The 24,116-nt window shown below is 55.4% G+C and carries 8 protein-coding genes; 4 read left to right on the top strand and 4 right to left on the bottom strand.

From position 1 onward, the window contains the following. Positions 1-124 precede the first annotated feature (124 nt). Both Q4E93_RS21400 and Q4E93_RS21395 read right to left on the bottom strand, forming a co-directional pair. Positions 125-1,411 carry a metal-dependent hydrolase family protein gene (locus tag Q4E93_RS21400; protein WP_303588725.1) on the bottom strand — a complete coding sequence of 429 codons (1,287 nt, stop codon included), beginning with the start codon at positions 1,409-1,411 and terminating at the stop codon, positions 125-127. A 96-nt stretch (positions 1,412-1,507) separates the two neighbouring features. Beyond that, positions 1,508-1,849, bottom strand: a complete 342-nt coding sequence (locus Q4E93_RS21395) for a cbb3-type cytochrome c oxidase subunit I (protein ID WP_303588723.1) — start codon at positions 1,847-1,849, stop codon at positions 1,508-1,510. A 69-nt stretch (positions 1,850-1,918) separates the two neighbouring features. Here Q4E93_RS21395 and Q4E93_RS21390 point away from each other — a divergent pair, with 69 nt between their 5' ends. Next, entirely contained in the window at positions 1,919-2,506 is a 588-nt protein-coding gene (locus tag Q4E93_RS21390; RefSeq protein ID WP_303588721.1) for a hypothetical protein, read from the top strand. Between the two features lie 247 nt (positions 2,507-2,753). Then, positions 2,754-3,581 (top strand): hypothetical protein, encoded by an 828-nt coding sequence (locus Q4E93_RS21385; RefSeq protein ID WP_303588720.1) that lies wholly within the window; start codon positions 2,754-2,756, stop codon positions 3,579-3,581. Positions 3,582-3,656: 75 nt separating this feature from the next. Here the strand turns inward: Q4E93_RS21385 and Q4E93_RS21380 are convergent, their stop codons facing one another. Then, a complete protein-coding gene (locus Q4E93_RS21380; protein ID WP_303588718.1) occupies positions 3,657-4,292 on the bottom strand; it encodes a peroxiredoxin in 636 nt (211 codons plus the stop codon). 301 nt (positions 4,293-4,593) lie between these two features. Between Q4E93_RS21380 and Q4E93_RS21375 the strand changes: the two genes are divergently transcribed. Together Q4E93_RS21375 and Q4E93_RS21370 are read left to right on the top strand one after the other, a co-directional pair. Next, complete coding sequence (locus Q4E93_RS21375) at positions 4,594-12,246, top strand: SpvB/TcaC N-terminal domain-containing protein (protein WP_303588716.1); 7,653 nt, start codon at positions 4,594-4,596, stop codon at positions 12,244-12,246. A gap of 38 nt (positions 12,247-12,284) precedes the next feature. Then, the gene (locus tag Q4E93_RS21370) at positions 12,285-22,793 is read left to right on the top strand and encodes a Tc toxin subunit A-related protein (RefSeq protein ID WP_303588714.1); all 10,509 of its coding nucleotides are present in this window, start codon (positions 12,285-12,287) and stop codon (positions 22,791-22,793) included. An 86-nt stretch (positions 22,794-22,879) separates the two neighbouring features. Here the strand turns inward: Q4E93_RS21370 and dinB are convergent, their stop codons facing one another. Continuing rightward, positions 22,880-24,106 (bottom strand): DNA polymerase IV, encoded by a 1,227-nt coding sequence (gene dinB, locus Q4E93_RS21365; protein WP_303588712.1) that lies wholly within the window; start codon positions 24,104-24,106, stop codon positions 22,880-22,882. Positions 24,107-24,116: the final 10 nt, after the last annotated feature.

The raw sequence follows: 24,116 nt of genomic DNA, 5'->3' as shown, positions 1-24,116 counted from the left end.
GGATTACACCGGTCATGGCACCCAGACGCTGGATTTTGTTCCGCCGGAGGACCTTCACAACATATGGGCGCGGGACTACCGGCAAATGCAGCGGTCGATGATCTATGGCGACTCATGGATTACATTATTCATTCTTATACACCACCCCATCCTTCATGACAAACTTCACGCTCCCCATGGCATGCACATCCTGCGTAGGATCACCTTCCACCGCCACGATGTCCGCCAGCTTGCCTTTCTCGATCGTTCCCACTTTATCGCCCACCCCGATCAGCTCGGCCGCATTCACCGTCGCACATTTGATCGCCTCCAGGACAGGCATGCCCGCCTCCGTCATATAGATGAATTCCATCCAGTTCTTACCATGCGCATACACTCCGGCATCCGTACCGAAAGCGATCTTCACGCCCGCCTTATACGCCTTGCCAAACGTATTCTGGATCATGGGCCCGATGGCCATTGCCTTGCCTGCAATGACGGGTGGATAATACTCGGGGTGCTTCCTGGCCGAATCCGACACGGACTTGCCCGCAATGATGGTCGGCACATACCAGGTCCCGTGCTGCTTGAACAGGCTGATCGCCTCGTCATCCATGATGGTCCCATGCTCGATGGAAGTCACGCCCGCACGGATGGCCCTTTTCATTGCCTCCGCGCCATGCGCGTGGGCCGCCACCCGCATCCCATAGTCCTTTGCCGTCTCCACGATGGCCCTGATCTCATCTTCGGAGAATTGGGGGCCCGTCCCATCTTTCTCCAGGCTCAGCACGCCGCCGCTGGCCGTGATCTTCACCAGGTCCGCCCCTTCTTTATATAATTGCCGCACGGCCTTGATACAGGCATCCTTTCCATCGGCCACCGTGATGGTGGTCTCCTCGTCGGCCATCAATCCCTTGCGCCATCCGTGGGTGGGATCGCCATGCCCGCCCGTGGAGGAAATGATCTTGTCTGCGGTATACACGCGGGGGCCCACCACGGTGCCCTTGCGGATCGCATTGCGCAGCGCAACATTGACGCCGCTGCCGCCCACGTCCCGGACGGTGGTAAAGCCGGCCATCAAAGTGGTCTTCGCATACACCGTGGATTGAAACGCCACGTCGGCATCGTTCAAAGTAAATTCCTTCAGCTGCGCATTCGGGCTCGTCTCATGCTCCAGGTGGACGTGCGCATCGATCAGGCCAGGCATGACCGTCCTGCTTTTCAGGTCGATGATCTTGTCGCCCGCCGCGGCCGTCACATAGCCCTTTTGCAGATCGGAGATGGTATTGCCCGTGATGATAATGGACATCTCCGTCTTCACCTGGAGGGCGGCGGGATCGATGAGCCTGCCGCAATAAATAATGGTCTTTTGTGCTAAAAGCGAGGAGGCTACGCAAAGCGTGGCCAGGAACAGATACAGTTGTTTTCTCATATACAGTCTTCGATTGTATAATGAATATAGCAAACATTGCCCGCATGGACAAAGTTTCACGGCGGCTCTCCTGGTCAACGGCACCGGGCGCTCATATTATTTCTGGCCTTTCACCAACGACCAACCCAAATTGGCCACAAAAACCACCTGCCCGCAAACGAACAAGATCATTACCAGCGTGGCGAAGTGAATATATCCCATCGGCGCATTCATCGCCCTTCCGGTTATCCTGGGAAAGACAAAATAGACCGCGGCAAAGGCAAGGAAGAGGAAGGTGAAGAAGAATATTAGATGGATGTGCGCGATCACGAAATACGTGTCGTGCAGTTGAATGTCCAGGGTAGAAGTTCCGTTGTTCTCCGCATTCATCAGATTCCCGGCCAAAAGCACGAAAAGCCCCTCCGACAAGCAGATCAGCGTCGTTGTATTGATGACCATCTGCTCAATAGTTTCCGCCGCCCGATAAATCGCGGGAGCAGAAGCCATCCGATGTGTTAGATTGGCTGTATGGCAGTCATCAGATACAGAAGGACCCATTTTACAGCACCTGAAAAGATCTCCGAAGCGGCTTTCTATCATTACAAGAGGGAGTTACAGAAGGATCCCGATACTCCGTTGGCAAGCGAGGCGCAACGGTTCACCATTTATTTCAGACGCAGACTTATCAACTTGTCCTGGATGACACCGCTGTGCCTGCTGCTCATCGCAACGTTCCTCCTGTTATTTCCCGACCCGGTGACCGAACCCGATCCTAAACGCATCACACTGTTCGTAGTTGCCCTCATCATCGGTGTGATGGCATCAGGTCTCCTGCTCCTGCTCCTGCTCGAAGGCCCGTCTTATGCCACTTATCTCAAGGAAAGAGCCGCCTATTTCAATAGGATGAAGGTCGATATAATACAAAGCTCCGATTATACCAGGTTTTGCGATTGCTTTTATTCCCCGGGCAGGAAACCACTGTCTTTACCAGTCACCAAACCCCGACACTCTTTAGACCTCGCGCTAACAAACGGCTTCCATTTCCTGGATAAATACTGGTGGATCTTTTTTTTATTGGCAGCCACAATCTTCTTCGCAAGAAAACTATTCGCCTGAGCTCACGGAAGAATAAGACTATGTGTTGCGGTTCCGGTAGGCAACGGTGGAATTGTTAGCCAGTTATCATATTCTTGACTGCACCGCCTTGTTGGAAGCGGAGCGGGTTGGCGGATATAGTGAAAACACGGTATTTTCTCCACCCCATTGAAACTCCCTTCCCATAACGTACCTTACATCTATCTAAGACCATCCTTCTTCCCTGCCCACGCACCCTCCACCAATTCTCCAATCTAAAAACTTTGTTATGAAAAAGATCACTTTTTCCACGTTGATCGTGTTCATCATGCTGTACACGCAATCCTCCTGCCGGAAAGTATTCGACTACATACACGATCATGCCGATGGCCATGAATCCCTTTGCCCCATCACGCAATTAAGGGCGCTGGGCGCGGGACATGAACGCGATACATTCAACGTCATCTATAATGCACATGGCGATCCGGTCTCCCTGCTGGCCACCAATTCTGTTCCCAATGCCACGAATGTCGATCAGTATTTTCGGTATGATATTCGCGGCAGGCTGTCCGACTATATTTTAACTTTCACACAAGCCACAGGCGTCCTGGTCTGGCATAAATACAGTTATCCCAGCAACAATTTTGTGACGGATACCGTGATCAACTACACGGGAACGGTCGACGGACCGCCCCCCATCGCGAAGGAAAGTGCGTTTGGATACCTTATTTTCGGCTACACGATGGACGCTTTCGGCAGGATCACGAAGATCTGGTCCGTGTCCCCGGATCCTCAGACGCCGCCCGTGCTGTCGTCCACGATCGTATACGATGCCAATGGTAATAAGCCCCTGTCACGAACCGACCTCACCTACGACAACAAGATCAATCCCTATCGAACCAACAAGATCTGGCAATTCGTGTACAATGATTACAGCCGGAACAATGTCCTGCCGGCAGACCACAGCTTTACGCCTGTCTACAACGATTTCGGATTGCCATTGACCATCCCGAACCTGTTGCCCTTTTTCATTTCGAATTTCGCCCTGGAAAATACGGGGACCCAGATCGAAATTGATTACGCCTGCTCCGCCCCCAAAGGCCCCATCAACTACTAACCCCACAAAAAAAGCAGGCCAGCGTAAGCTGGCCTGCCCTATAAAAAACCATTCACAACTATTTAAACCCGTGCCTTATTTATTCGGCTGCGGCGTGTACCTCAGGTAAGGCTTGATCACCTTAACACCCTTGGGGAACTTTTTCTGTGCATCTTCGGTGCTGATGGAGGGAACAACGATCACGTCTTCACCTTCTTTCCAGTCAGCAGGGGTTGCCACGCTGTGGTTCGCCGTCAGCTGCAGGCTGTCGATAACACGCAGTACTTCGTTGAAGTTGCGGCCCGTGGAAGCAGGGTAAGTGATGATCAGCTTCACCAGCTTGTCCGGTCCGATAACGACCAGGCTGCGTACGGTAGCGGTTGCAGAAGCATTCGGGTGAATGAACTCATACAAGGTGCTGACCTTACGGTCTTCATCGGCGATGATGGGGAAATCCACCGTTACCTTCTGGGTCTCGTTGATGTCGGGGATCCATCCCTGGTGGTTGGCCACGCTGTCTACGCTTAATGCCAGCACTTTTACATTGCGCTTGGCGAATTCGTCCTTCAGAGCTGCCGTTCTTCCCAGCTCAGTGGTACAGACAGGCGTATAGTCAGCAGGGTGAGAAAAGAGGATTCCCCAGGAATCACCCAGATATTCGTAGAAATCGATCTCGCCAACAGATGTCTTGGCTTTGAAGTTGGGGGCTTTGTCCCCTAAACGTAAACTCATAAAACGATATTTTGAAGTTAAACAAAAACCGGCTGGACTCTGCGACGATTCATTGGCCGCTCCTACCGGATCACGAAGATATTAATTCCCTATCAATACAGTAGACTTAAAGGGTTAAATTATTTAAAACGCCCGTTTTGACCTTCCTATCTTATTGAAAGCCACCGCGAAACCAAAGATAACTTTAAAATTACCCACTTTGAGGTATTTAAATGATCTTTTTAAGTAATACCTTGTTTGCCTTCTCCACCCTTTGATCTCTATCTCTTTGCCCTATCTATAGTCACGCTTAACCTTTACTATGCAAGCAGATAAAAGGGCTTCCACCTCTCCCGTTGAGGCATCCGGCGTTTCATCGCCCAACCCCGGCAAACCGGGCCCATTATCCGCCAGCGATAGCGGGTTTCTGCGCACTGACCGCGGTAAATCCCGGTCCAATGCCATCGAGATACCCTCCATTTCCCTGCCAAAGGGTGGCGGCGCCATCAAAGGCATCGACGAAAAGTTCAATGTCAACGCGGTCAACGGCACCGCCTCACTATCCATACCCCTTCCCTTTTCCCAGGCCAGGGGCATCTCGCCCCAAATGGCGCTTTCTTACAATTCAGGCGCAGGCAACGGTGTCTTTGGAATGGGGTGGGACCTGGACCTTCCCACCATCAAAAGGCGCACCGACGACGGTCTCCCTCATTACATCGATGCCATCGACTCAGACAGCTTCCTCCTGTCACAGGCGGAAGACCTTGTCCCGGAATATGAAAAGATCACCCACCCCGACGGCACCCAATCCTTCAAACTGGACCCGAAAGGCGACTATATCACCCGCGAAGCGCCCTCTTCCGACGGTGCGCATACCATCCGCTATCACCGGCCCCGGATCGACATGTTATATGCCCGCATCGAACGGTGGACAGAGCATGCCACAGGTATCATCCGCTGGCGGATGATGACGAAAGACAACGTCACCACTCTTTTCGGCTGGACCTCCCAGGCCGTCCTTTCAGATCCGGCGGACAGCACAGGAACAAGGATCTTCGAATGGCTACCGGAATTCCAGTTCGATGACAAAGGAAATTGCTGCCATTATATTTACAAACCCGAAGACGCCAGTGGATTCGACCATTCCCTGAGTCATAACAGGCACCGTTTTGCCAACGGCCATATCACATATACCAACCGCTACCTGGCTAAAGTTCTCTATGGCAACCGGACCCCCTATAAAAAGTTCGGCGCCCCTTTTCCCCCCGCCGCCGATTACCTGTTTCAAACCATCCTCGACTATGGCGAATACGATCCCAACCCCCCTTACCTCCCCATGAAGGACTGGGACTTTCGGCCAGACGCATTTTCCGAATACAAGTCCACTTTCGAGATCCGGACCACCCGCAGATGTCAAAAGGTCCTCTTCTTTCACTTCTTCGATGAATTGCCCGGCGGATCGGCCCTCGTCAAGTCCGTGGATCTCACCTATGACAGCCCTCTGGGAGATCTCAGCTTCCTACGGTCGGTGACCAGCACTGGCTATATCAAAATGGCAAACGGCGCCTACACCACGCGGAGCATGCCTTCCACCGAATTTACCTACCAGCAGATCGACTGGAATAAAAATGTCGCAGCCATTTCCACGGATGACCAGGTCCATGCCCCCGCCGGCCTGGACGAGCCGGATTACTTGTTCACCGATCTGTTCAATGAAGGCTTGTCAGGTGTCCTCACCGAGCAGGCCGGTGGCTGGTACTATAAATATAATCTGGGGGACGGACATTTCACCGAAGCTACCCTCGTGAGCCCCAAACCCTCTTTCTCAGGGTTGGGCAGCCACCTGACGCTCACGGACCTGGACGGCGACGGCGGCCGGCAGTTGGTGAACTGGGCCACGGCGCCAAAAGGATATTTCGAACTGGATGACAATAACGAATGGCAGGGCCTTCAAAATTTCCAGGAATGCCCTACCATCGACATCTCAAACACCCATGCACGCCTGCTGGACCTGGACGGCGACGGCCGGCCGGACCTGCTGCTGACGGAAGATGCTGCATTCACCTGGTACAGGTCGCTCGGGAGAAAAGGCTTTGCCCCGGCTGATACCGCCCCCCGTTATTTCGACGAAGAAAAAGGCCCCTGCCTGGTCTTCGCCGAGCCGCTGCAGACCATTTTCCTGGCCGATATGTCCGGCGACGGCCTGACCGACATCGTCCGGATCCGCAACGGGGAAATATGCTATTGGCCCAACCTGGGTTTTGGAAAATTCGGCGCTAAAATAGCCATGGACAATGCCCCCCTTTTCGATCATCCTGACAGCTTCAATCCCGCCTTCCTGAGACTTGCCGACCTGGACGGCTCCGGCACAACGGACATCATCTATTTGGGAAAGAACGTTTTCACCTGCTGGCTGAACCGCAGCGGCAATGATTTCAACCCGCTTCCTTTTGAAATAGATGCCTTCCCCCCCATCCATCGCGAAGCGAAGATCTCCGTCACAGACCTGCTGGGTAATGGCGTCCCCTGCATCGTGTGGTCAGACGCCCTGCCGGCCGGCAACGGGCATTCCATCCGTTATGTCGACCTTATGAACGGCAGGAAGCCGCATCTGATGACCGCTTATAAGAACAACCTGGGAAAAGAAGTATCCTTTACTTATACGCCTTCCACCAAATTCTATATTGCAGACAAGCTTGCCGGACGCCCCTGGATCACCAAACTCCATTTCCCCGTTCAATGCATTTCCAGGATCGACACGGTGGACAGGATCTCGGGCTGGACATTCGTAAGATCCTATCAATATCATCACGGATATTATGACCATACCGAAAAAGAATTCCGGGGCTTCGGGATGGTGGAACAGACGGACGCGGAACGCTCCGGGGACGACGATCTGCAACAGGCGCCTGTGCTCTCCAAAACATGGTTCCATACGGGCGCCTTCCTCCAGCGTGAAAATATCCTGGGCCAGTTCGCGAAAGAATACTGGTATGAGGAAATGATCCGCCAGGGCTTTGTCGTAGTCAATCATGAACATACCTTACCCGACGCCCGGATCACCGCCGGCGCCGGCCTCACCGGTCTCGATATTGCCGCTATCTCCGTGGAAGAATGGCGCCAGGCATTGCGCGCCTGTAAATCCACTCCTCTGCGCAATGAGATCTTCGGCCTGGACGCCCCCCCTGGCGGCGCCAGCATGGCCCAGCTGCAAAGACAGCTCACCCCCTACTCGGTCGATACACGCAATTGCAATATCGAATTATTGCAGCCCAAAGGAAAGAACAAGTACGCTGTCTTCGCCCGAAAAGACAGCGAATCGATCAGGTATACCTATGAGCGGAATACGGACGATCCCCGCATCAGCCATGAGCTCACCATTGCAACCGACGCATATGGCAATGTGCTTCAGTCTGCGGCCATCGTTTATCCCCGCCTGACTCCCTTCCCGGGGCTTCCTCCTGCCACTGCTGCAGCACAGGCAGCGGTGATCACCCTTTTCACCGATCAACAGTACACCAACGACCTGATCACGACGGATACCTATCGCCTCCGCCTGGCCTCCGAGACCAGGACCTTCCAGATAAAGGGGGTTCTGCAAAACCTCCCTCCGGGAAACATCTATACGGTGGCCGATCTTACAGATATTTTGACCAAATGCGATATAGCTGCCTACCATGAGCTGGACCGGGAGCCTAATGCGGCAGTGCCGCCTGCGTCCTACCGCCCTTTAGCCCGCCTGATTGAACATACCCGCATCACCTATTATCGCAACGATCTCGGCGGGCCGCTGTTGCTGCATCACCTGGAATCCCTGGCGCTGCCTTTCGAAAGCTACCAGCTGGCCTATACCCCGGAGCTGCTGACCGACATCTTCGGTCCCATCAACGTGGCTGGGTCGAAGATCACGGATGCCTTGATGATCGAAGGGAAATATACCAACAGCGAGGGAGACGGCAACTGGTGGGTGCGCTCGGGCAGGATGCAGTTTATTGAAGGAGCCGAGACGGCGGCTGACGCTCAAAGCCGGTTTTTCTCGCCCATCGCCTTCATCGATCCCTACCAGGCAAGGACGAGTGTACAATACCTGGGCAATTATTTTCTTTTTATCAAAGAGGTCAAAGACCATGTAGGCAACAGCGCCGCCACAGACCGCTTCAACTTCCGCACCCTTGCCCCTCAACGTATGCGGGACATCAACAACAATCTCTCCGAGGTCCTCACCGATGAGCTGGGAATGGTCAAAGCCCTCGCACTGTTTGGAAAAGGCGCTGAGGCTGACGACCTCACGGGCCTGAACGATTTCACCGACGCCGCCGAGACGGCTTTAATATCCGGATTTTTCAACGTCCCCGACACGCCCGCAGGCATCGCTGATTCGGTCCAGCTGACCACCCGGGCGCAACAGCTCCTGCAGCACGCCACCGTCCGCTTCGTCTATGACCTGGATGCTTACAAAAATTCCGGCCGGCCCGTTGTCGTAGCCTCCATCGCCCGCGAACAGCACTTTTCGCAGGACCACCACTCCCCCGTCCAGCTGAGTTTCGAATATTCCGGCGGCATGGGCCAGCTGATCATGAAAAAAATGCAGGCGCGTCCCGGCATGGCTAAGGCTGCCCACCTCAACCCGGACAACACCTGGTCCATTGCCGAAACAGACACTTCTCCCCAGCTTCGCTGGATCGGCAACGGCCGAACCATCCTGAACAACAAAGGCAACCCGGTAAAACAGTACGAACCATATTTCTCTGTCACCTTCCGGTATGAAGATAACAAGGCATTGGTTCAGATGGGTGTCACAGCCTTCATGTTCTATGATGCGCTGGACCGCCTCGTAAGGACCGAAATGCCGGATGGCACGATCACGAGGCTCGCATTCGACGCATGGCGGCATATCACCTATGATGCCAACGACACTACCCTTGACCCCGACTGCTCCTGGTATCTCCGCCGGCACGGCCGGCTGATGGATGCGGAGCTCATCGCTGAAGGCAAAGATCCCGTCAAAGAACAGGCCGCCGCCGACAAATCAGCCCTCCATGGAGGCACCCCCAACGTCATACACCTGGACACCCTGGGCCGGCCCATCCTTTCCATCGATCACAACAGGGACCTGGTCACCGCCGCCGATGAATTCTATCCCACCAGTGTGACCCTGGACGTGGAAAGCAATCTGCGGCAAGCCATCGATGCCCGCCAGTTGCCGGAAAATGGCAACAAAGGCAATACGGTCATGACCTACAAATACGATATGCTGGGCAACCTCGTACAACGGCAAAGCATGGACGCAGGGCAAAGATGGCTGCTCATCAATATCGTGGGCAATCCGCTTCGCACCTGGGACGAACGCGGTCATGAATTTCAGTTCGCCTACGACATCCTTCATCGCCCCACCCATGGAATTATAAAGGGAGGCGACGGCCCCGCACCCCTGGACAATATCTTCGACCGGATATTCTACGGCGAAGACCTTCTATTACCCGGAAGGACAAACGAAGCCGCACTGCAGGCTGACAATCTGCTGGGAAAAACCATTCGTCACTTCGATACAGGCGGCCTGAAAGAGACGCCCGCATTCGACTTTAATGGCTTCCCCAAAACCATCAGCAGGCAGCTGTTTTCAAAATATAAGGAGACGGCCAACTGGACGGATGCCCGCCTGGTGCCGGACCTGGAAACCCCAACGTTCACTTTCACCAATATCATGGATGCGCTGGGACGCATCGTCAGCCAGACAGCGCCCGACGGCAGTGTCATCACTCCCTCCTACGACCAGGGAGGCCGGCTGAATGGAGAGAAGGTAGCCCATATCGCACCGGCCGCCGTCAGGACCTATATCCAGGATATTCAATACAACGAGAAAGGGCAGCGCACAAAGATCATCTATGGCAATGACGTCTCTTCGAAATTCACTTACGACAAGTCTTCCTTCCGGCTCATCCGGATGGAAACGAAACGGCTGAATGCGGATACGCTGCAGGATTGGCGCTACACTTTCGACGCCATCGGCAATATTACCCACATCGAGGACCGCGCCATACCTGTCAGGTTCTTTGACAACGTCATGGTGACCGGCGTTTCTGCATACACTTATGACGCCTTATATCGCCTGAGGGAAGCCACGGGCCGGGAAAATGACGTAGCGCTGGCCTACGGCGACTGTGACAACTGGAACGACAAACCCTTCCTCCGTCAAATGAATCCACATGACCCCCTGGCCATGCGGAATTACACGCAGACCTACCAATACGACCCTGTCGGCAATATCACGGAGATGAAACACGTGGCCCCGGGAGGCGGCTGGACCCGGAAATATGATTACGAAAAGACAAGCAACCGGCTGGCGGCCACCCATATCCGCGACAATCCCGGCCCTCAGGACTATACGAAATACAAACACCATCCCCGGCATGGGTTCCTGCTGGAACTGCCTCACCTGGAATCCCTCGGCTGGAATTTCAAGGAGGAACTGGTGCTCACCTCCCGCCAGCACTGCACGGACGACAATATACCCGTCACTACTTATTACCAATACGATGCCGGCGGCCGGCGACTCCGGAAGATCACGGAAAATGCCGCTCCCGCAGGCGGCGCGCCCGGATTGAAGGAACAGCGTATCTACATAGAGGGGTATGAAACTTACCGTACCTACAATGCCGGCGTCGCAGACTTTGTCCGTGACACCCTCAGTCTGCTGGACCAGGGCAACCGCTTCGTCATGGTCGACACGGTGAAACTCAATACCAGACCCGCGCCCGACCCGGCGGACCTTGCGGGAACAAGGCTGGGCCGTTATCAATTACACAACCACATCGGCTCGGCCGCCCTGGAGCTGGACGATACGCCACAGGCGAACGTGCTGAGCTATGAAGAATATCATCCCTTCGGCACGACGGCCTACCAGGCTTACAGCGCGGCTATCAGGACGGCAGCCAGACGCTACCGGTATACGGGCATGGAGCGGGATGAGGAATCGGGCCTTTCCTATCATGCCGCCCGGTATTATCTGCCCTGGCTGGGACGATGGCTGAGCGCTGACCCCATTGCCATCGGCGACGGGATCAATGTATACAGGTATGCAAAGAACAACCCGGTCAGGTTGGTCGATACTGACGGACGGCAATCCACACCTACCGCCGCCCCTGCGTCGATCTCACAGCCGATGGTGCCGCCGCCGCCGAAAATGCCGCCCCACACGCATAAATCGTCTCCGAAAAAAACACCACCACCGGTGACAAACGCTACGCCCCCTCCTGTCCAAAATGCACCTCCTGCGCAGGTGCCCGTACAGGCCACCCCACCTCCCCTTGTAGACCCCACGCTCCAGTCGTACCTGCAACCCCATCGCAAGGATGTTGTTTCCGATCTGCCGGAAGTTAAAGCCATCCTGGATATGGTGAAGAATGAAACGATCCCTGCAGACAAGCTGGACACGTCCGTCAACAATCCGATGGATGACCAGCATATCAGGGATGTCGTAAAAGTCGTTAATTGGGCCCTCAAGGGCGCCGCGGGAAATACCCTGGACGAGAGATGGGCACACGCCCGCTTATCCGTCACCACATTGCGTCAATCTTCTGACAAGACCTCGGAAAGTCTGATCCTCCGGGATGCGCAATATTATTTATGGGGCACCACCTACATCACAGAAAGGGAAAAGGCAATCCCAGTCCCCAATTTTTTCCTGGAGCCTTACCTCGCCATCCTCCCCCATGATGCTTACAGTGCGCAAAAGTGGTTTGAAATGAAGACGGGTATTGCAGGCATAGGCCAGGCAACTAACCATCCCTACAGCGCCCTGGGAGGAGGATTTTGGTATGACCTGGGCGTCACATCCTTATTACAAAACAGAAGTGACGAGAATAAGGACGTTACGCCGCCTCCGTTGTCAGTAGAAGGCGTAAAAAAGTCACATGACCTCTCGGAAAAGACCAATGAACAATTTTGGAAGGCCCTCGGTACCATGGCCATGTAACGTTGCTGAATTTTATTACATCTAAAAAACCTTATAAAATGACTTCCTCCTTTCGCCCCATCACTCTCCACGAAACCTCCCTTCGCATCAACCTCCTCCACAAGATCCTGGCGAAACTGGGCTTCCCGGTGGCGGAAGAGGAAGAAAAGACGAACACGGCCGGGGAAAGCACGCTCCGGAGCGTCCGCGCATGGCAGGCGGCAAAGGGTCGCAAAGCTGTCGACAACTACCTGGTAGACGCCGCCACTTACCAGGCGCTCAAAAGGGATATGGCGGAGAATGGTCAAATGGACAGGTCCGACCTCTTCGTTGTGCGCGGGACGGTGTACGACCTTCAGGACCGGCCGTTGAGAGGGCAGCTGCTGATGGCCCTGGACGTCGACCTCAGGGGAGCCGGCATCTACAGGACGGTCAGCACCATGAAAGACGTGGCGGCCAACGGCGGCTTCGAATTCCTGGGAGAAACCCAATCCACAGCCGATGGCTACTATTATATAGAATTCTACAGCTTCCAGTTCGCGGCGGCGGAAAGAAAAAAGGCGGATGTCATCGTCTTCGCCGTCAATGGCGACGGTGTGATCACGGGGCGCTCCCGTCTCGTGAATTCCGAAGACTACTCGGCCCAGGGTGAAGTGCAGCGGCTGGACGTCTACCTTGTCGCAGAAGAGGAAGGCACTGAATACGGCCGGCTCACGGACCTGCTCCTTCCCTTCCTGGAAGAAAGCCAGGTACAGCTGCTGGAACTGTCGAAGTCCGCAGACCAGGTACGCTTTGCAGCCAGTGAACTGGACGCCGACGCCGGCCACATCCAGCTGGTGGCAGACGCTGCAGCGCTCACTGCCGCCGGGGACCCCGCCTCCCACCAGGGCATTGCCAACGATGGTCTGTCACCGGAACTTTTGTACGGCCTGGCAAGGCAAGGCATCCGGCTGAACTGGCTGGTGCTCTTCACAAAGACGGACACGGAGTTGGCCGACGCCATTAAACGATCCGTCTCCGGGAACATCATCCACGAGCCCGACGGGCAACAACTGTCCGCGTTCCTGCAGGAGATCCACGCGGCGGCCCTGTCTTATTCTCTCACACACAAAGAGAAGGACACGGACGCCAGCCTGCAGGAAATGCTGTCCCTGGCCCTGCCGGAGACGTCCCAGCAGACGGACTTCCTCGCCGCATACCGCGACTTTAACAACCAGGCCAGGAAAGATCCGGCAGAGGCTACCGTCATAGACTATGCGAAATTCTGGAGCGAGTCGCTCCCCAATACCCCGGCCTTCAGGGATAACCCCGCCCTCATAAAGAATTTACTCTTCTCCCAGCAGGTGACCGCCATCACAGGTAGCTTCCAGCCGATGATGCAGGCTTTGCAGGCAGACCGCCAGGTCGGTTCCGTCGACGCCCTGGTAGCGCTAACGCCGGAGGACTGGAAAGCCCTCGTGGAAAGAACAGGCGTACCGGACTTCATTACCCACCCGGACCCGGGGTCTTCCAACACGCCGCCGGCAGACCCTGCCGCCGCCTATGCCTCCCACCTGCAATCCATCGTCGCCACCGCCTATCCCAGCCGTACGGTCGCGCACATGGTCAGCAAAGGCCAGCTGTCCCTGAAAGACCCCCTGCTGGCGCCTATTGTACAGGCCTTCCTGGATCAGAACCCGGGTTTTGACATCGGCATCTCTCCCGTTCATGAATATGTGGACGAACTGCAGGAACTGGCAAAAGAAAAATACACGGTGGTCAAGCAGGAGCTGAATCGCCTGCAACGCGTCTTCCAGGTGAGCCCAACGCCCGCGGCAATGGGTGTGCTGCTGGACAAGAACCTGGATTCCGCCTACACCATCGCCTCTATTCCAAAAAGCAGCTTCCTTCAGCTACACGGTGAAGCGTTGGGAAGCATCCAGCTGGCGGAGGCGGTCTACCAGCGGGCCCAGCATGTCAGCACCCTGGCAGCGGAACGGGCCATGAAAATGTATGACCTGTCTCACCTGGCCGCACCAGCCCTGGCTTTCTCAGCGGAAGACCGCAGCTCCGCCCTCAAGGTCCTCCAGGACCAGGTATCGAAAAGACATAACCCCAACTATTCGGAGATCTTCGGGTCGCCCGACATGTGCGAATGCGGGGAATGCCGCAGCATGTACAGCGCCGCCGCCTACATGGTTGACCTGCTCCGTTATCTCTGGCGGGGCCACGTCAACATCGACGGCAAATCCCCCCTGGACATGTTCACCCTTCGCCGGCCCGATCTCCTCCACCTGCCCCTGACCTGCGAGAATACCAATACCATCATACCTTATATCGACCTGGTCAACGAGATCCTGGAATACTACACCTATCATGGCGTGCTGGACAAAGGCGCCGCTTACGACACAGGAGACACCACCGCCGCGGAATTGCGGGCCAACCCCCAGAACTTCGAGCCGGAAGCTTATCGCCTGCTCAAACAGTCCGTATACCCCTTCTCCCTCCCCTATCACCAGCCCCTGGACGTCATCCGCACGTACAGCGATCACCTGCAGACGGAACGCTTCGCCATCATGAGGGCGCTGCAGCTGGATTTCTCCCCGGCAGCCGTACGCGCCATCGAGGCGGAAGCCCTGCGGCTCTCGGAAGAAGAATACCGGGTCCTGACCCTGAAAGACTTCAATGGCGGACCCGACCTGGACGACATGAACCCCGCTGTCATAAAACCTACCCGGCAACTGCAGCAATACTATGGGTTCCCCGCTTCGGCCGCCGCCAATCCCGAGCTGGACCCCGTGGTCATTGCTAATATGGAAAGCCTGGCGGGCATTGGCGTCCCAGATGGCATTCATGAGTTCCTCCGCAGGACAGGCATAAAATACACGGACCTGGTAGAGCTGATAAAGACGAAATTCGTCAACCCCTTCCAAGGCATCCTCACCTTCCTGGAACAGCTGGTGCAGAACGCCACCATCGACGCATCGGCCATCTACGTCAAATTGCAGAATATCAAGGGAGGCGCAGACCCGGCCGCAGACCCCGACATCGCCCCCCTCCTGGCTGCCGCAGGCATCCCCCCGGCCGACTTCTCCGTCTGGGTACAAGCGCATTTCGATGATTTCAACGCGGTGCTTACGCTCTATCAATCCGACTCGGCCTGCGACCTGAATACCACCTACCTGAAGACCATCATCAACGTATATTCAGCCAATCCGGCCTCCGGCGTCCCGAATACCACCTGGTCGAAGATGCATCGTTTTATCCGCCTCTGGCGCCGGCTGGGATGGCAGATCCATGAAGTGGACCTGATGCTCGACGCATTAGGCCAGTCAGATATCACGGACGCCGGCATCACCCACCTGTCCTATGTTGTCTTGCTCAACAGGGAACTGAAACTACCCCTGAACAAGCTGGCTACGCTTTGGGGTAGCATCGACACCTACGGCGATAGCTCCCTTTATAAATCCCTGTTCCTGAACCGGGCCGTCCAAAGGATCGATTCCGCCTTTCACCCCGACGCTTTCGGCAACTATCTCACGGATCCTGCCAAAGTATTGAAAGACCATATCCCGGCCATGCTGGCCGCATTCCGGATGTCGGAGGACGACCTGGATGCCATCCTGGAAGTTGCCAGGATCAACGACAATGGGTTCATCCGCCCCATCGCCCTGGCGACGGACAAGCTCAATATCTACAACCTGAGCGTCATCTATCGATATACGTTATTAAGCAAGGCGCTGAAACAAAAAGTGCCCGACTGCTGCCTGCTCATGCAGCTGTTCGATATCAATCCGTTCAGCGAACTTTCCATCCCTGCCCCTGCCATTCCACCCGTGAACCCTTCTTTCACCAAGATCGAACCATCCCGGACCTATGCTTTCCAGCAGCTGGCGGCCTCCATCAAAGCAGCCGGCTTCAAAGCGATCAACCTGCAATATATCTTCACGGGCGGACTGCCCCCGGAATCCACGCTGGGCCTCTCCCCCGACAAAGCGCGCCAGACGGCCCGGGATATACGGAACGCATTTTCCATCATCGAACAAACTTATCCCGCCACGCCGCCCGCCCCCCTCACGGCGGATATGCTGAGGGCTTTGCTCTCGCTTTCGTTTACCGCGGATGTCGTAAGCCAAATGATCGCCATCATCGTCGCCCAGCCCGGCAGCCCCGTGTATGCCGTGATCACGGACGCGAACCTGGTCCTGGCCATTCCCGATCCCCTGTCGGCAAAATACACTTATATCAAGGCCAGCGGCAGACTGGTGGCCTCGGGCGTCATGTCGGACACGGAAAAGGCGCTCTTAAAAGCATTGCTTCCCCTGAATGCGAATTACGTCTCGGCCATCGAAGCCCTTTATGCCATGCCGGAGTCATTTATCAAAACAAATTTTTCCGGCGTATTCGCCGCGGCCAATGCCATTACGCCGGACATCGACCTGATAACCCTCCTGGATCACCCGGCACAGCTGCTGAAAAAGACGCCGGAGGAGAAAATGCTGTTCGTCTATTCCAACTATCTCCCTCTTCTCAAGAAAAAATTGCACGAGGACGTAACGACGGAACATATAGCTTCCCTCATCGGTCTCAGCCACGAAGCCACGGGCGCCCTCCTTCGCAGCGACCTGCCGGCACTCATGGACGCCATTGATGAGGAAGGTTTCTCCGCAGATTATTTTTTCAATACTACTTTTACGGGTCCCGCGGCCCTGACGCGCACCGATAAAAGAATAGCCTTCGACTGGGGCATCGCACCCGATCCGCTGCTGCCTGCCAATAATTTCAGCGTTCGCTGGCAGGGTTTCGTGTCGCCGCCATCCACCGGCGAATACACCCTCGTGGTAGACGTCAAAGAGGCGGATGAATCGTTTTCCCTCTACCTGGACGATGCCCTGATCCTGCAGAAACTCGCTCTGGACCCTCGCACTTCCTGGGAGGTCATTGCGCAGTTGAACGCCGCCCAGCTGCACATGCTGGTGTTGGAATACGTTGATTCCACCGGCACTGCAGGCATCACCCTGTCATGGAAAACGGCCACGACGGCTGTCACCCCCGTCCCCTCCGCCGCCGCCTTCCCGGTGACACCCATGCAAAATATAACCAAAAGCATGCTGTTATATCACAGGGCTGCGATCTTCATTACGGGCTTCACCCTGACGGACACGGAGGTTATTTACCTGGCAGGCCATCCGGCCGATTTTGGCAACATCGACTTCAAGGCGCTGACAGCGGCGCACTGGCAACGCATCGCCGCCTATGTCTCGCTCCGCAAGACAGTCCCCCAGGGCCAGGCATTGCTGACAGACGTTTTTGCAGCAGCCAATATCGCCAACCCTGTTCCCGTGATCCCGGACCTGATCAACCAGCTTTACCTGGCGACGGCCTGGGACCTGAGCACCCTCACCTACCTGGTGAATACCTATTTCGCCGTCCCGGTGAATGATTTCAAGAACGAGATTGCCCTCACCCGGCTGTATAAGGCGGTGAGCTTCGTTCTGAAAACAGGCCTGTCACCACAGACCCTGGCGCTCTGGGCAGCCCCGGAAACGCTCTTTGATAAACTCAATGCAACAGCCGACCTGGTGAAAAGCACGGTCAAGGCAAAATATGAGGAAGAAGATTGGCTGCAGCTGGCAGGCAACCTCAGTGACAAGATCCGCAGTCACCAACAACAGGCGCTCATCGGGTATCTCCTCACCCGGCCGGAGCTAAAGGCATGGGGCGCCACCGATGCGGATGGTCTCTTTGAATATTTCCTCATCGATGTACAAATGGGTTCCTGCATGGACACCTCCCGCATCGTTCAGGCAAATGCCGCGATACAGATGTTCGTAAACCGCTGCCTGCTGAACCTTGAAAGTAAAAAAATAGGATTTTTTGAAAAAGGCGTCTCACCGGGGGCCCTCGACAGGCAACGGTGGGACTGGATGCAGAACTACCGTGTATGGGAGGCCAATAAAAAGATATTCCTCTACCCCGAGAACTGGCTGGAGCCGGAATGGAGGGACGACCGCAGTGTCTTTTTCAAGGAGCTGGAGTCGGAGCTGACGCAAAATGACATCACCCTTCCCAATGTGGAGACCGCGTTCCGCAACTATCTCAACAAGCTGAATACAGTGGCGAACCTCGACGTCTGCGGCCTGCACCAGGAGAATTATTTCTTTGGTCCCATGCGCTACCTGCACGTCTTCGGCCGCACGCACAGCGCTCCCTACCAGTTCTTTTACCGCACGTGTGACCAGTTCTTTAAATGGAGCGCCTGGGAAAAAGTACAGGTGGACATCAAAGTGACGGAAGAAGGGGACAACAGCGGCGTGCAGCTGGCTCCCATTATCTGGAAGAACCGCCTCTTTATCTTCTGGCCGGAGTTCCTCCGCCGGCAGGTGGAAAATACCGCGAAGAATTCCGATGGCAATAATTCCAGCTTCAAAGAGATCGGGGACAGTTCTCCAGGCAATATCAAGCCCATTGAATATTATGAATGCCGGCTGGCCTGGTCGGAGTATGTTGACGGCAAATGGTCGACCAAGCAGCTGACAAAGGAATTTATTACCTCCCCTGTTTCTTACCCCGGACAACTGTCCCAGATCTCCGTCCTGATGGATATCGTAGGAGGCGACGCACTGATCATCTGGCTGCAGGACCGCAATCGTCAGTTCGGTAACTTCGGGCTCACGGATATCCAGGCTCAGATGTATGCCTGGTCCTACAACGGCTCCGGCACTCCGAAACTGGGGAACTATGCCAATTTCTTCATGTCATATGAAAACTACGATGTGTTGAAATTTAAGGACAACATCTACCTGCAGAATGTCACCTTTCACAAGCTCCTCCTCTCTACCGAGGTCTTCGACTTCGAAAGCCGCTTCACCTACCCCTTCTTCTTTTCCGCCTACAACCGTACCTATTTCGTCCGGACCTTCGATGTAACGATCTGGGAATACCTGAAGTACCCGCAGCAATACAGGCCCATCATGGTAGGCAAGCTGGCGGATAAACTCTACCAGCCCCAAAATATTCCTCCCATCGGGCCCGACGACAGGCGGCCCGTCGAACAGGGACTCCGGGACAGGAATACTTTCGCTCATGATCTGCAGGGCTCAGGCATCAAAACCTACGGGAAGATGCTGCCCAACATGCCGGCCCAACAGCTGCCCGCACCCAGCGTTCATACGCAGATGCAGCTATACCAGGGTGTGGAGACGGCCCCTTCCTTTGCCTACAACGTGAATAGCTATGAATACTGGTACCTGCGACTGACCAAGGGACTGGAGTTTCACACTTTCTACCATCCCTTCTCCAGCCAGTATGTCACCAACCTGAACAACTTCGGCATCGACGGGCTGATGAATACGGATACCTTCCTCAATATTCTCGGGCAACCTTTCTTCAACGACTACGGTACGGTCTTCACGGGCAACTATAACCCCAACTTCTCCCAGGGCCTGGTAAAACAAGCGCCCCTTTCCAATGATTATGTAGCCGGCGCCCCTTATACCTATTACAAGGAGAACATTTGTTTCGACCTTTTCGGCGCCAACAACATGTACAACTGGGAATTATTCTTTCACGCCCCGTTGTACATCGCCACCCGCCTGAGCCGCAACGGCAAATACGAAGAAGCTTTGAAATGGTTCCAATACATTTTTGACCCTACAACTGATGAGTTACCGGCCCCCGGCCAGTCTGAGACCTCGCGGTACTGGAAAGTGCTGCCCTTTAAAACCACCCCTTCCCAGAGCCTGGAAGACTGGTTTAAGACCATCGGACTGGGACCCAATACCAATCCTGCGGCGGAGAACTCCATCGTGGCCGAATGGCGTCAGAATCCCTTCAAGCCTTTCGTAGTGGCGCGCAACAGGCCCATCGCCTTTATGAAGAATGTGGTGATCAAATACGTGGAGACGCTCCGCGAATGGGGGGACTCGCTGTTCCGGCAGTTCACCCGCGAGTCCGTGAATGAAGCGCTGCAGCTCTATGTGATGGCCAGCCATATCCTGGGGCCCCGTCCCGAGTTCGTGCCCAAGCGGGGCAATATCAAGGCGGAGACCTATGATTCCCTCAAGAACAAATGGGATGACCTCGGCAATGCCCTGGTGGAGCTGGAGAATATTTTCCCCTACAGCAGCTCCGTCCCTTCCGGCAGTGGCAGCACCAGCCCCAGCCTGCTGGGTATCGGTCCCTCCCTGTATTTCTGCATACCTTCCAACGACAAGCTGATGGAACATTGGGACACCGTGGCAGACCGCCTGTACAAGATCCGTCATTGTATGGATATTGATGGCGTACAGCGACAGCTGGCGCTCTTTGCTCCCCCCATCGATCCGGGCATGCTGATCAATGCGGCCGCACAGGGCATCAGCCTGGGCAGCATCCTGTCGGACCTCAGCAGTCCGCCACCGATCTACCGCTTCAATCACCTGCTGCAACGGGCCAACGAGTTCTGCTCCGAAGTGCGGTCCCTGGGCAATGCACTGCTGACGGCGCTGGAAAAAAAGGACGGCGAAGAACTGGCCAGGCTCCATGCGACCCAGGAGACGTCGATGCTGCAGCTGATGACAGGCATTAAGGAACGGCAGATCCTCCAGGCGAGATCCGACAGAGAAGGGTTGCTCCGGTCAAGGGATACTGCTGCTTTCCGCCTGGCGCATTTCAAGGCGCTGTTCTCCGACGAGGGCGTCACCCTCCCCGCACCCCCCACCATCGATGCGGACGTAAATGGAGACACGCAATTGCCGCCTGACACGGACCTGAAGCTCCTGGCGACGGGTGTGGATGAATCGCTGGTCGATAGTGACAACAGCGGGCTGAAGATCATATCGAAGGAAAAAGAGGAATTCGACAAGGCCACCGAGGCCAGGAACTGGATGACAGCCGCGGGCGCCGCGGATACATTGGCAGGCATCCTCAATATGATCGTCCAGGGCGAGGTGGACGGCAAGCCCCTGGGCGTGGGCGCAGGCGTGGCCTGGGGCGGCATCAACCTGGGCAACGCTTCTGCGGCCGTGGCATCGGGACTCCGGACCATCGGTCAGTTCATCGCTGCAGAATCGACGCAGGCAGCAAGGATAGCAGGCTATGTCCGCAGAGAGCAGGACTGGGTCTTGCAAGCCAACCTGGCAGCAAAAGAGATTAAACAGCTGGACCGGCAGATCACTTCCGCCGATATCAGGATCCAGATAGCACAAAAAGAATTGTCCAATCACCAGCGCCAGATAGAGAACGCGCAAGCGGTGGAAGACTTCCTGCATACAAAATTCACGGGGCAGGAATTGTACCAGTGGATGAAAGAACAATTGTTCTCCGTCTATAAACAAAGCTTCAATATGGCTTATGACATGGCGAAGAAAGTCGAAAAATGCTACCAGTACGAATTGGGCGTCGACATCACTTCCTTCATCCAATACGGGTACTGGGACAACAGCATGCAGGGTCTCTGTTCGGGCGAACGGCTGCAGCAGGCCATCCGGCAGATGGAGGTCTCCTATATCGGGAACAATCAAAGGGAGCTTGAATTGAACAAGAACATTTCCCTGGCTTTGCTGAACCCCCTGGCGCTGGAGCAATTGCGGGCGACAGGCAAATGTTTTGTCACCCTGCCGGAAGAGCTCTTCGACCTGGACTACCAGGGACATTATTTCCGCCGGATCAAATCCGTATCGCTCTCCATTCCCTGTATCGCCGGCCCGTATACCACGGTCAGCTGCACACTCCGCCTGCTAAGGAATTCGGTGCGGGTCAATACCAGCATGAATGACAGCGGGACCTATGAACACAACAATGACGAAGGCGTACCCACGGATGACGTGCGTTTCAGAGAAAGCAATGTGCCCGTGAAGTCCATCGCCGCCAGCACGGGGCAAAGGGATACGGGTATGTTTGAGCTGAATTTCCGGGACGAGCGGTACCTGCCCTTTGAAGGCGCCGGCGCCGTCAGCGACTGGGTCATTGGCCTGACCGAAGACCCGGCCCTCCGCCAATTCGATTACGCCACCATTTCGGATGTCATCCTGCATATCAATTATACGGCGCGGGAAGATGCGGGTCTGTTCAGGGACAGCGTGGTCACTTATCTGAAGGACTTCCTCTCCAATGCTGCTGCCCTGACCCAACAGCCCCTGGTACGGATGTTCAGCATGAAACATGATTTCCCAACTGAATGGCATAAATTCTTATTCCCTGCCGTTGCCGGCGCAGACCAGGTGCTGGCGGTGACCCTGCGCAAGGACAATTTCTCCTTCCTGTCCAGGGATCGCGAGATCATGATGAGTACCATCGAGATCATTATGAAAGCCAATAGAACGGGAGATTATAAAGTGGTGTTCACCGGCATTGCCAAAGACGCCAGCGCTCTGACCTCGGCGGAAGTTACGATGCCTGAAAACCCCGCCTTTGCTAATATGCAGCGATGTACGCTGTCGTCGGCAACCCCTGGCGCGAATATCGAAGACCTGGACTGCCTGCAAAAGATCACCATGAAGTTCCGTCACACGACGGATGTGTCTGTTCCACAGACCTACAACCAGATCGACACCGACCCTGAAGAGTTGATGGATCTTTTTGTGGTCTTTCATTATTCGTTGGGGTGAGCGGATTGCGCCGTACCATTTTCGGGCCTGCCTTTCCGGAACCTCGGAACCTCGTTCCTCGTTCGTAACCTTCGTCAAAGTGACGTTTAGTCACTTTTTCCTCGGTTACCATCTTTCCTCGCCTTCCCCTCAATCCCTCCCAACGTCGCTTCCGGCGTGCTGTCCGCCTCGAGCCCGCCCGCCTTTACGATGGAATACTTTCCATATTTATTTTTCACATCGTCGATCGCCCTGTACAGCTGGTTCTTCTTCTCCGTATCCTGGAAAAGATTCGTCTGCACCGCCTCGCCTGTCAGCTCGCTCAGCCGTACCCCCAGCAACCTGATCGGCTGTCCCGCCCGGTACAACTTATGAAACAGCTCTTTAGCCTTCGCTATCAGCTCGTCGTCATAAAAAGTATAAGGGATGGCCATTTGCCGCGACGTGGTCTCAAAGTCGGGATACCGGATCTTGACGGCAACACAGCCCGCCGTCTTATTGTCCTGCCGCAGCTCATACGCCACCCTTTCCGTCATCCGCACCAGCTCCGCCATCAGGAAGTCCATGTCCGTCTTGTTCTCTTCGAAGGTGTTTTCCGTGGAGATCGACTTGGCCTCGTAATAAGGTACTACCTCCCCTTCATGGATGCCCCGCGACTTGTTGTACAGCTCCAGACCGTATTTACCGAATGCACGTTCCAGCGCTGCTGCCGGTCGCTCGCTCAGGTCCCGGATCGTCCGGATCCCCATTTGCAGCATCGTCTGGTAAGTATGTTCGCCCACGCCGGGGATCTTATTGACGGCCAGGGGCGCAAGATATTCTCTTTCGGCGCCGGCGGGGATGTGGAGATAGCCGTTGGGCTTGGCTTCGTTGGTGGCGATCTTGGACACCATCTTATTGGCTGCTACCGCAAAGGAGATGGGCAGCCCCGTGGCGCTCATGATCTCTTCCCGCAGCTGGATGGTCCATTGATAGGGGTCGAAGAAACGGTGCATGCCCGTCAGGTCCAGGTAAAATTCGTCGATGCTCGCTTTCTCGAAGAGGGGGGCCTTTGCCGCGATGATATCCGTCACCATCCGGGAATATTTCGAATATTCTCCCCGTGCATTCCCCACCACCGTCGCATGGGGGCAGAGCTGCAGGGCCCGCTTCATCGGCATGGCCGAATGGATCCCGAACTTCCGCGCTTCATAGCTGCAGGCAGCCACGACGCCCCGCTCACTGTGGCCCCCTACCAACAGGGGTATGCCGTTGAGTGAAGGATCCAGCAGGCGCTCGACACTGACAAAGAATGAGTCCAGGTCGAAATGGGCAATGGTGCGCGGCGCGGTCATAGTGTAAAGG

The organism is Flavitalea plasmicola, from assembly GCF_030546645.1.
GTDB lineage: Bacteria > Bacteroidota > Bacteroidia > Chitinophagales > Chitinophagaceae > Puia.
The sequence above is the reverse complement of the archived record's forward strand: the minus strand, read 5'-3'. Positions and strand labels throughout refer to the sequence as shown.

Bases quoted from the DNA above. Each gene is read 5' to 3' on its own strand.
- Q4E93_RS21400 (WP_303588725.1), bottom strand. From the start codon at position 1,411: ATGAGAAAACAACTGTATCTGTTCCTGGCCACGCTTTGCGTAGCCTCC.
- Q4E93_RS21395 (WP_303588723.1), bottom strand. From the start codon at position 1,849: ATGGTCATCAATACAACGACGCTGATCTGCTTGTCGGAGGGGCTTTTC.
- Q4E93_RS21390 (WP_303588721.1), top strand. From the start codon at position 1,919: ATGGCAGTCATCAGATACAGAAGGACCCATTTTACAGCACCTGAAAAG.
- Q4E93_RS21385 (WP_303588720.1), top strand. From the start codon at position 2,754: ATGAAAAAGATCACTTTTTCCACGTTGATCGTGTTCATCATGCTGTAC.
- Q4E93_RS21380 (WP_303588718.1), bottom strand. From the start codon at position 4,292: ATGAGTTTACGTTTAGGGGACAAAGCCCCCAACTTCAAAGCCAAGACA.
- Q4E93_RS21375 (WP_303588716.1), top strand. From the start codon at position 4,594: ATGCAAGCAGATAAAAGGGCTTCCACCTCTCCCGTTGAGGCATCCGGC.
- Q4E93_RS21370 (WP_303588714.1), top strand. From the start codon at position 12,285: ATGACTTCCTCCTTTCGCCCCATCACTCTCCACGAAACCTCCCTTCGC.
- dinB (WP_303588712.1), bottom strand. From the start codon at position 24,106: ATGACCGCGCCGCGCACCATTGCCCATTTCGACCTGGACTCATTCTTT.